8 protein-coding genes are annotated in these 10,828 nt (G+C 34.7%); 6 read left to right on the top strand and 2 right to left on the bottom strand.

The genetic code is table 11. The annotated features are described in order from the left end of the window. Positions 1–13: 13 nt before the first annotated feature. The 5 genes from PXD56_RS05595 to uvrB all read left to right on the top strand — a co-directional run bounded on the left by PXD56_RS05595 (position 14) and on the right by uvrB (position 7,788). Complete coding sequence (locus PXD56_RS05595) at positions 14–2,062, top strand: DUF11 domain-containing protein (RefSeq protein ID WP_276492332.1); 2,049 nt, start codon at positions 14–16, stop codon at positions 2,060–2,062. Positions 2,063–2,126: 64 nt separating this feature from the next. Next, entirely contained in the window at positions 2,127–3,029 is a 903-nt protein-coding gene (locus PXD56_RS05590) for an ABC transporter ATP-binding protein (protein ID WP_276492331.1), read from the top strand. Positions 3,030–3,041: 12 nt separating this feature from the next. Then, positions 3,042–3,875, top strand: a complete 834-nt coding sequence (locus tag PXD56_RS05585) for an ABC transporter permease (protein WP_276492330.1) — start codon at positions 3,042–3,044, stop codon at positions 3,873–3,875. 95 nt (positions 3,876–3,970) lie between these two features. Beyond that, on the top strand, positions 3,971–5,740 hold the full coding sequence (locus tag PXD56_RS05580) for a T9SS type B sorting domain-containing protein (protein ID WP_276492329.1): 1,770 nt from the start codon (positions 3,971–3,973) through the stop codon (positions 5,738–5,740). A gap of 59 nt (positions 5,741–5,799) precedes the next feature. Next, entirely contained in the window at positions 5,800–7,788 is a 1,989-nt protein-coding gene (gene uvrB, locus PXD56_RS05575) for an excinuclease ABC subunit UvrB (RefSeq protein ID WP_276492328.1), read from the top strand. A gap of 652 nt (positions 7,789–8,440) precedes the next feature. On the opposite strand, the gene PXD56_RS05570 is transcribed toward uvrB, so the two are convergent. Further along, positions 8,441–8,866, bottom strand: coding sequence for an Hsp20/alpha crystallin family protein (locus tag PXD56_RS05570; RefSeq protein ID WP_276492327.1), 426 nt, complete (start codon positions 8,864–8,866; stop codon positions 8,441–8,443). A 207-nt stretch (positions 8,867–9,073) separates the two neighbouring features. Between PXD56_RS05570 and PXD56_RS05565 the strand changes: the two genes are divergently transcribed. Next, on the top strand, positions 9,074–10,342 hold the full coding sequence (locus tag PXD56_RS05565) for a DUF2254 domain-containing protein (protein WP_276492326.1): 1,269 nt from the start codon (positions 9,074–9,076) through the stop codon (positions 10,340–10,342). On the opposite strand, the gene PXD56_RS05560 is transcribed toward PXD56_RS05565, so the two are convergent. Next, positions 10,339–10,740, bottom strand: coding sequence for a TerB family tellurite resistance protein (locus PXD56_RS05560; RefSeq protein ID WP_276492325.1), 402 nt, complete (start codon positions 10,738–10,740; stop codon positions 10,339–10,341). The two genes, PXD56_RS05565 and PXD56_RS05560, sit on opposite strands and share 4 nt — an antisense overlap. Between the last annotated feature and the right edge of the window lie 88 nt (positions 10,741–10,828).

Below are 10,828 nucleotides of genomic sequence, written 5' to 3'. Positions count from 1 at the left end.
CAATACGCTTATAATGAAGCCAAAGTATATATTACTATTATTACTAATGATGGTTTCCGCTGCAGGGTTTTCCCAGTTAAGCGATTTACATTACTTACCGCCATTAAAACAAGGTGGCAATAACCAGGCAGTAACACAACAAAGCATTTATTTGTCTACTCCGGAGACTACGGCATTTACAGTAAATGTATATCAAGGTACGTCTACTACCCTATACACTACTACAACTATTTCTAAAACCGCACCGCAAGAAATTGCGCTTACAAATGGTGATAATAATGTTACCATGATGAGCAACGCCAATACCGGTATTGTTCTTACAAGTGGAGGTTTAAGATTAGAAGCTCCGGGAGGAGAAAAATTCTATGTCAATTATAGGGGTAGATCAGGCTCACAAGCCACCTCATTGACAAGTAAGGGAAGGCAAGCCATGGGTACTCACTTTAAATGGGGTGGAGCGCCCAATAAAGGAACCCAATCAAGTTTAACAAATTCACTTGGTATAATGGCTACTGAGAACGGTACTACGGTCACAGTTTCTGGCTACGATCCAGATTGTGAATTTAGATTGGGAAATGATCGTGATGGAATTACAGCAGATACCTATACCATAAATTTAGATGCCAATGAATCTTTTGTTTTTGAAGCTTATGTAGCCGAAACTCCTGCAAATGCAGATGGTTGGTTAGGTGCAGATGTTATTTCTAACAACCCCATTGTTATAAGTAACGGTGGTCTTAACACGAGTGTAAGGGTAGGATATTCTGGTAGAGACGCCGCAATTGATCAGCCAGTGCCTCAAAACAAATTAGGTAAAGAATATGTTTTCATAAGGGGTAATGGTACAAGTGAAACCGAAATACCTATCATAATCGGAACACAAAATGGTACCAATATTTATGTAAATGGTAGCACAACAGCTATAGCTACAATTAACGATGGTGATTATTTTGAGATACCAGAAAGTAATTATTCAGTATCATCGGCAGGTGGTAATATGTTTGTAACCACTTCAAAAGATGCTTATGCCTATCAGCTAATGGCAGGTGCAAGTGCCATATACACTCAAGGTTTAAACTTTATAGCTCCCGTTAACTGTTTGTTACCGGATACGGTAGATAATATTACACATATAGAAGATGCTGCAGGGGTAACCATGACCGGTGGTGTAACGTTAATTGCCTCTACCACCACCCCAGATGCAAATATTACGGTTACAGACGGTACGGGACCAGTTGCCCTCCCCGCCTCTTCTGCTGTTGCAGGAACAACCTTATGGAAAACATACTATGTTGCAAATTTAACAGGAGATGTAACTGTAGAATCAACCGGACCTATAGCCGTTGGTTTTATAGGTTTTAGTGGTGCAAGAGGTATTGCCGGATATTTCTCAGGTTTTGACACTGTACCCGAAGTAGATCTTGAGGTTACCGGAGGCGGCTGCCTACCAACTGCCCAAGTGGAAGTTATAGACCCAAATTTTGATGATTACCAGTGGTTTGAAAATGGAGCACTAATAGCAGGAGCCAATAGTCCAACCTATACGCCTACTAAAGCAGGTGACTACTATGTAAGAGTTACTAAAGGTGGGTGTACCTATGATTCACAACCACTTACGGCATATTACTGTGATCCAGATGTGGTAATAAAAAAAGTAGCGGATAAAAATACGGTTAACGACGGTGAAACAGTAACATTTACAATTACTGTAGAAAGTTTTGGAATAAACGCTATTTCTAATCTTGTACTAACAGATGTTTTACCTGATGGTATTTCTTTGATATCATCATCAGTTTCTAAAGGAAGTTTTTCTTATCCCGATTGGTCTGTAGGTAGTATGAACAGTGGCGATTTAGAAACCTTGACCTTAGTAACGCGTGTTTCTTTACCTGATGTAAATACATCAACTGCAACATACACCAATAACATTAGTAATTCGCAGGATCAAACCGATAGTAATATTACTGCAGACGACCCTTCAGAAACAGTTACAGTCAATTTTAACACCCCAAAAACCGTAATTACAAATAGAAGAATCACCTTCAGGGCTACAGCAAATTAAATATTTATTGTAACAAACCTTTAAGTTTATCGTCAAGTAGTTGTAACCAATCAAAAAACTTGACGTGAGTACTATTCTAACAGTCAATCATCTTACCAAAAAATTCGGGCACCTAACTGCAGTAAAAGATTTATCGTTTACTATAGAAAAAGGGAATGTTTATGGTATTCTTGGACCTAACGGTAGCGGCAAATCAACTACCCTGGGCATTGTATTAAACGTAGTCAATAAAACCAACGGAGAATTCGCTTGGTTCGGTGGCGATACTTCAACACATGAAGCTTTGAAAAAAGTAGGTGCCATTATAGAGCGCCCCAACTTCTATCCATACATGACCGCTTTACAGAACTTGAAATTAGTCTGTAAGATTAAAGATGTCTCAGAAGATAAAATTGAAGAAAAGCTAGATTTAGTGGGTCTTTTAGACCGAAAAAACAGCAAATTCAGGACTTTTTCTCTGGGGATGAAACAGCGTTTGGCTATTGCCTCTGCCCTATTGAACGATCCAGAAATCTTAATCTTAGATGAACCTACCAATGGTTTAGATCCGCAAGGTATTCATCAAATCAGGGAAATTATAAAGACGATAGCCGCAAAAGGAACAACAATTCTATTGGCATCACATTTATTGGATGAGGTCGAGAAAGTTTGTACACATGTAGTCATTTTAAGAAAAGGGGAAAAACTATACTCGGGCAGGGTAGATAGTCTACAGGCCAGTTTCGGATTTTTCGAATTAAAATCCGATGATTTGGAAAAACTAACATCCTACTTAAATAGCAATGAACATTTTGGTAATATAAAACAAGAAAATGGTCTGGTTACGGCAATTTTAACTTCAGAGTTAAATGCCCAAACGCTAAATAAATTACTTTTTGATCAAGGCATAATTGTATCTCATTTAGTAAAACGAAAAGAAAGTTTAGAAGAGCAATTTTTAGCACTAACCAAAAATGTTAACGCCTAACCATCTACCATCATGATACGATTACTACAAATAGAATTTATAAAATTATGGAATAACAGGGCTAGCAAGGTGTTGATTATTTCTTATTTCACGCTTTTAACCTCCATTGCATTGGTAGCGGCCATAAAATTTGATATTGGTCCTATAAAATTCCATTTGGCAGACCAAGGTATTTTTAACTTTCCCTATATCTGGCATTTTAATACGTTTATAACAGCATTTTTTAAATTATTCTTAGCCATTGTCATTGTTTCAATGATGTCTAACGAATACAGTAATAAAACGATAAAACAGAACTTAATTGACGGACTCTCAAAAAAGGAATTCATCCTTTCTAAATTCTTGACTGTCGTTACTTTTTCATTAGTTTCAACGATATTCGTTTTTATAGTTTCTTTGATTTTGGGGCTTATTTACTCCGATTTCAATGAATTATCAATCATTTTTACGGATTTAGAGTTCCTTTTAGCCTTTTTTGTAAAACTTACTGGCTTCTTTTCCTTTTGTCTTTTTCTGGGCGTTCTGGTAAAACGTTCCGCTTTTGCACTTGGTTTTTTAATACTTTGGCAAGTTTTAGAAGGCATATTTAGAGGCATCATTAGATGGAAGTTTTTTGATAGCGAGACTACAGATACAATTATGGGCTTTTTTCCATTACAAGCCATGTTCAATCTAATTAAAGAACCATTTTCTAGATTAGGTGCCGTACAATCTGTAGCCAACCAAATGGGAGAAAAGCTTGCTTTGGACTATTACATTCATTGGTATGAAATTGTGATTGTTGTAGTGTGGATCGCCATTTTTATTTATGGTTCTTACGCAATTCTTAAAAAACGCGATCTTTAATTCATCTAAAGTATTACCCAATTAACCCTATTTAACAGAATTCTAAAAGTGAAGATTTTCAATTTGTAGTATATTGTATTGTTTACTAATATATTATGAAAAAGAAATGGGACTATAGAATACCCCAAATATTGGCTGCGCCCATATTTTTTATAGTACTGTTATTTGCTGTTTTTAAAACCTCGGCACAAGAATGTCCGGCCTTAGTTAGCCCTATAAATGGTGCTACCTTAGTTTCTGTTGATGCTTCTATTAGTTGGGAAGCTATAACAGGGGTTCCGGGCTATATCATTTCTCTAGGTACCTCCCCTGGTGGTAATGATATATTAAACGAAAGAAATGTTGGTGCTTTAACTTCGTACACATCACCTGCAGGTTTACCCGAGAGTACAGAAATATTTATTACAATAACCTTATTTTTCTTCAACCAGCCTAATATAGTTTGTGAGAGTCAAAGTTTTACAACAGCTGCTTTAAGCGAAGCTCCGCAATGTGTTCCTTCCACCTTTCCTGCAAATGATGCCTTAGACATCAATACGGCAACAAATATTTCATGGAATGCAGCACCTAATGCTACAGGATACTTCTTATCCATTGGAACTACCTTAAACGGAAGTGAAATTCTTACGAGTACAGATTTGGGAAATTCACTTAATTATAACACCCCTACAGATTTACCGCCAGAGGCAGAAATCTTTATCACAATAATACCTTATAACAGAATAGGCATTGCTGCAGGGTGCAGTACAGTAATGTTTACCACTGCACCAGAAGCTGTTTTACCTATATGTACAACTATGATTTCTCCAGTTAACGGAGAGACAAATGTACCGTTAAGCCCAACTCTAGAATGGAACGCCGTTACTAACGCAACAGGCTATAGGGTATCAATTGGAACTTCTCCCTTTGAAACCAATATTCTAGAAGATGCCATTTTTTTTAAGACTTCAACGGTAATTATAGATTTTGAACCTAACCGAACCTTTTTTATCTCAATCTACCCCTTTAATGAAGCTGGCGAAGCTATTGGTTGTACTCAAGAAACCTTTTCTACATTAGTAGGTTGCGGACCATATTTTGACCCAGTTAGTGGAGAATTATTAGTTTTAAATCCCGAATTATCTTTCCCTGATTCCGTGTCCATCTGCACTGACAATGAATTTAATGTTATAACCGCAACAGATGAAGCTGATGGCTATAGATGGTATAAATTGGATGAAAGAGGCAATGAAACATTACTATCTACAACAGCAGAAGTATCAATAGATGAAGAAGGTAAATATATACACGAAGCATATGTGAACATTGAGGAATCTGGCAGAACATTTGAATGCTCTTCTTCAAAAATGTTTGAAGTCAAAATATCTCAAATACCTGAAATAGCGGATGTAAAAGTTCAAATAACTGCCAACTCTCTCAACTATGAAATTTTTACAACTACCACTGGCAATTATGAATATGCCATAGATAATAAAGAGGGACCGTACCAGGACACTAACCGTTTTACCAATCTCTCATTACAAAACCACACTATATATGTTCGGGATAAAGATGGATGCGGACTTGCAACAAAATTTGTTGAGCAAGATTTAACCGTAAATGGATTTCCAAATTTCTTTACACCCAATGGTGACGGGGATAATGACTATTGGCAATATATACCACCAGTTGAAAATACTGAACCCATTATAGAAGTAATTTATATTTTCAATCAATTTGGAAGTCTAATTCAACAATTAAGCCCAACTAGTATTGGTTGGGACGGAACTTTCAATAATCAAGAAATGCCAGAAACAGATTATTGGTATAAAGCAAGCTTTGTTAATCAACAACCAATTACCGGTCATTTTTCGTTGAAACGATAGTTGCAACTAAACTTCTTATCGAGTTCATTTAAATCGTGCTTCTTTCGTAATTTTATAGTATGAAGTTCAAAGTAGTATCAGAGTTTAAACCCACTGGAGATCAACCAAATGCCATTAAAGAATTGGTAAAAGGGTTAAATGAAAAGGAAAAATTCCAAACATTATTGGGTGTTACCGGATCAGGAAAAACGTTTACCGTTGCAAATGTTATAGAGCAAGTTCAAAAACCTACACTTTTATTAGCGCATAATAAAACCTTGGCAGCTCAACTATACTCAGAGTTCAAGCAGTTTTTTCCTGATAATGCAGTAGAGTATTTTGTTTCTTATTATGACTATTATCAACCAGAAGCATTTATACCTACCAGCGGTGTCTACATTGAAAAAGATTTATCTATCAATGAAGATATTGAGAAATTACGTTTAAGTACCACTTCTTCTTTATTATCAGGTCGTAGAGATGTTATCGTAATTGCATCCGTTTCATGTTTGTATGGTATTGGTAACCCTATAGAATTTCAAAAAAATGTAATCTCCATAAAAAAGGACCAGGTAATTGCTAGAACCAAACTAATGCAGCAGTTAGTTCAGTCGCTGTATTCTAGAACCATGGCAGATTTCAAAAACGGAAACTTTAGAGTTAAAGGTGACGTAGTTGACGTTTTTCCAAGTTATGCCGACCACGCCTATAGAATTCATTTTTTTGGTGACGAAATTGAGGAGATAGAGGCATTTGACCCTTTTAACAATAACATCATTGAAGTATATGAAAATCTAAACATATACCCAGCAAACATGTTCGTAACGTCTAAAGACGTTCTGCAAAACGCCATTCATAACATTCAAGATGATTTGGTGAAGCAGATAGACTACTTTAAGGATATTGCAAAACCCTTGGAGGCAAAACGTTTAGAGGAACGTACCAACTTTGATTTGGAAATGATACGTGAACTTGGTTATTGCTCAGGTATTGAAAACTACTCTAGATATTTAGACGGTAGAGAACCTGGCACCAGACCATTCTGTTTATTGGATTATTTCCCTGATGACTATTTGATGGTGATTGATGAAAGCCACGTAACCATACCACAGGTACATGCAATGTATGGCGGTGACCGTTCGCGAAAAGTAAACTTGGTTGATTATGGCTTTCGCTTGCCTGCAGCTATGGACAACAGACCTTTGAAATTTGAAGAGTTTGAAGCGTTACAAAATCAGGTTTTATATGTTAGTGCAACACCGGCAGATTATGAATTACAGTTAAGTCAGGGGGTATATGTAGAGCAAGTGATTAGACCAACCGGACTTTTAGATCCTATCATTGAAGTAAGACCAAGCTTAAATCAAATTGATGATTTGGTCGAAGAAATACAAATTAGAGTTGAAAAAGATGAGCGTACTCTAGTGACCACTTTGACAAAAAGAATGGCAGAAGAGCTGGCTAAATATTTAGACAGAATTAATATTAGATGTAGATATATTCACAGTGATGTTGACACTTTGGAGCGTGTTGAAATCATGCAAGATTTACGAAAAGGAATTTTTGATGTACTAATTGGAGTCAATTTATTACGTGAAGGATTAGACTTACCAGAGGTCTCATTAGTCGTTATTTTAGATGCGGACAAAGAAGGATTTTTACGTAGTAATAGATCCTTGACACAGACTGTTGGTAGAGCCGCCAGAAACTTAAATGGACGTGCAATTATGTACGCGGATAAGATCACCGACAGTATGCAAAAAACAATTGACGAAACAAACTATAGAAGGCAAAAACAAATACAATATAACACCGATAATAACATTACGCCAAAGGCGTTGAATAAAAGTTTGGATAGTGTACTTTCTAAAAATTCAGTCTCTACTTATCACTTCATAAAAGAGGAACTAAGAGCTGCCGAACCGGACATGGATTACCTTACAAAAGAGCAAAAAGAAAAGCTGATAAAAGACAAAAGAAAAGCAATGGAAAAAGCGGCAAAAGAATTGGATTTCATGCAAGCTGCAAAGCTGAGAGACGAAATAAAGTCTTTACAGGAGCAGGAATAAGGTAAGCTTTCAACAAAAATGACAAAAATTGAATAAGATATATTTAAACTTCAAACCAAACACTTTAAAACACTGGTATTAAAATATTTAAATTTAATTTTTAGACAAGACTAAATCTTTAATATTAGTTGAAAAATGAATTTTTATGCAGATTTTAAATGAACATTTCAATTTATCAACAACAACTACTGCTTCTCCTTTATTAAAATCTCCTGAAGATTAATAATGCTTTCACGAAAGAAATATCCACGCGAAGACATTACGAATTTACGTTAATTTTTCAAACAATAAAATCAACTTTTTTATTGACCAAAAACCAGTTAATTATTACTACAAAAATACTGTTTCAAAAATCACCAAAGCCATGTTTTCGAAATCCTAAAACTGAGATAAACCTACTTCATTATTCAATAAAAAATGAACATAAAATAATCAATTGACAAAATCACATTCAAGGAAAAAATTCATAAAAAAAATCCATCTTGTATCATTTATAAACGAGCTAATTTATCAACTAGAAGAACTACAAATTACGTTCGGTTTTAGTGTGAAAATTTTGAACTAATAAGGACATAAAAAAAGTGCTTTGATTTCTCAAAGCACTTCAACTAAACAACTCAAACCAACCTAAAAAAAACTTAGTAATTAAAACTTACTTTAACTCAATCATTCTTTTTGGCTTTGGTAAAGCCTCTTCTTTTTTCGGAAGATTAAATTTCAAAATTCCATCTTCATATGTCGCTTCAATTTTATCTGTGGCAACAGTTTCAGGTAAAGTAAATGCTCTTTTAAAAGACGAAATACTAAACTCTTTTCTTGTGAAATTTTCTTTCACCTCTTCACTCTCTTCTTTAATTTCTGCCGAGATAGTTAAAACAGCATCATCGATTTCTATTTGAAAATCATCTTTAACCCTACCAGGTACAAAAAGCTCTAACTCAAAATCTTTTTCATTTTCTTTAATGTTCACTGCCGGTACAGCTGAACGTGAATTCTCAGTTCCACCAAACCAATCTGGTTTAAATATTTCATTCATTAATGCCGGGAACAAAACGTCACTTCTCTTTGCTAAACTCATAATCGTATTTTTTTTAATAAATTAATTTCAATAGTTGATTGGAATAGAACAAATCCTATACCAACACAAAATATATGTCAAATTGACATTTATCTATCATTTAATAATGTCAAAATGGCATTAATATATGATACGAGTCTGTAATTTTATCATATCAGCCATTTATACGATGAGACAATCACTAGATTTATATATAGATTTTGACTAATGAACAGACTAACCAACTTTATTGATAAAATTCGCTCTAGAATTGCTTTTTATCCTACCATTATCTCCTTAGCAGGATTGTTATTGGCTTTTCTAATGATATATCTTGAACAAAAAAACATTTCCGCTTATCTCCTTAAAGTATCCCCTACTTTGGTAATAGATGATACAGACACTGCTAAAACCATTTTAAGCACTTTAATAGGCGGTTTAATCTCATTAACTGTATTTAGCTTCTCCATGGTAATGGTGTTATTAAATCAAGCTTCTAGTAATTTCTCGCCAAGAGTTTTACCCGGTATAATATCTGATCAAAAGCATCAGATTGTTTTAGGTCTAGACATTGCCACTATTCTTTATAATATTTTCATACTCATCTCAATAGAGCCTACTGAAAATGAGTACCAAACACCAGGCTTTTCAGTATTGATAGGTATTATATTAGTAGTGGTTTGCTTGGCTGCATTTATTTATTTTATCCACCATATTTCTCAAGCTATACAGGTAGGCAACATTCTAAAAGCAATTCATTCACGAACAAAATCTGAAGTAATATCAATTGTTGAAAATCAGGAAACAAACACCTTTAAATTTCCCAACCAAGAACATTGGGAAGCATATGAAATCAATAAAACCGGTTATTTCTACGGAATATTAAATGATGACTTGCTTGAACTATGTAAAGAGCACTCATTTAAAATTGCAATTCAATTACATAAAGGTCAATTTATTTTAAATGGTACTGTTGGCTTTAAAACTGAAAAACCTCTAGATAACGAATTAAAAGAAAAGATTATGAGAACACTGCTCTTTAGTCATGAAGAGCTTGTGGGAGAAAACTATATTTATGGTTTTAGACAAATTTCAGAGATTGGTATAAAGGCAATGTCACCAGGCATAAATGACCCAGGCACTGCTTTAAATACTATTGACTACCTAACTTCTCTATTTTTAGACTTAATGCGTAAACAAGACTATGAATACCTTAGCAGTGAAAACAAAGACAATTGGGCACTTATAAAATGTTCTAAATTTTCAGAGATACTATTCAACGTAATGGCAACGTATAGACTTTACTGTAAACACGACATCACTGTTATGAGAAAACTAATGCACATGTTAAAGACACTTACAAATCATGTGATAAATTCTAATCAACTTGAAATTATTGAAGCAGAAATGGATGAATTAAGAGCTGATGCCAACAATAATATCAAAAACAAAAGAGACCTTGAGCAGTTAGATGCCGATTTTATTTCTTGGTCTTAATTATAGTGTGCCTTGAAAATAGAAATCAATACTTCTGGCGGCACTACTTTGTTTGGATAATTGTGCATAATAGAAAGTACTTGCTGTATAGCACCTGGTGGCAAGCCCATATTTAAACCAATATCATAAATTCTTTTAACCTCATTTACATCTTGATTGTTATCCACATTCATGAGCAACACAAGTCTATGAAATTGCAATAAACGTTCAGACTGTGACTTAGGGATTACATGCTCCACATTAGATGTAAAGAGACTATCAAAAGTTTTTTTACTCACTTCTAATTGTTGAGCAACCGAAAAAAGAAAATCATATTCTGACTCCTTTACCTCGTTATTTACTTTGGCAAAAGATATCATTTCTGATAAAATACTTAATTTCTCTTTATTAGTAGGCATATTCTTACGTAAAGATTTGATATTCAGCGGCTATTAATCTTAAACGCACAATACAGCTCTTTTATTTCATTTGTTTGTTATGTAGCGG

Origin of the sequence: Maribacter zhoushanensis (assembly GCF_029350975.1) — a bacterium.
GTDB lineage: Bacteria > Bacteroidota > Bacteroidia > Flavobacteriales > Flavobacteriaceae > Maribacter > Maribacter zhoushanensis.
The sequence above is the reverse complement of the archived record's forward strand: the minus strand, read 5'-3'. Positions and strand labels throughout refer to the sequence as shown.

Excerpts from the sequence above, each read along its gene's own strand:
- PXD56_RS05595 (WP_276492332.1), top strand. The coding sequence starts at position 14 with ATGAAGCCAAAGTATATATTACTATTATTACTAATGATGGTTTCCGCT.
- PXD56_RS05585 (WP_276492330.1), top strand. The coding sequence starts at position 3,042 with ATGATACGATTACTACAAATAGAATTTATAAAATTATGGAATAACAGG.
- PXD56_RS05580 (WP_276492329.1), top strand. The coding sequence starts at position 3,971 with ATGAAAAAGAAATGGGACTATAGAATACCCCAAATATTGGCTGCGCCC.
- uvrB (WP_276492328.1), top strand. The coding sequence starts at position 5,800 with ATGAAGTTCAAAGTAGTATCAGAGTTTAAACCCACTGGAGATCAACCA.
- PXD56_RS05570 (WP_276492327.1), bottom strand. The coding sequence starts at position 8,866 with ATGAGTTTAGCAAAGAGAAGTGACGTTTTGTTCCCGGCATTAATGAAT.
- PXD56_RS05565 (WP_276492326.1), top strand. The coding sequence starts at position 9,074 with ATGAACAGACTAACCAACTTTATTGATAAAATTCGCTCTAGAATTGCT.
- PXD56_RS05560 (WP_276492325.1), bottom strand. The coding sequence starts at position 10,740 with ATGCCTACTAATAAAGAGAAATTAAGTATTTTATCAGAAATGATATCT.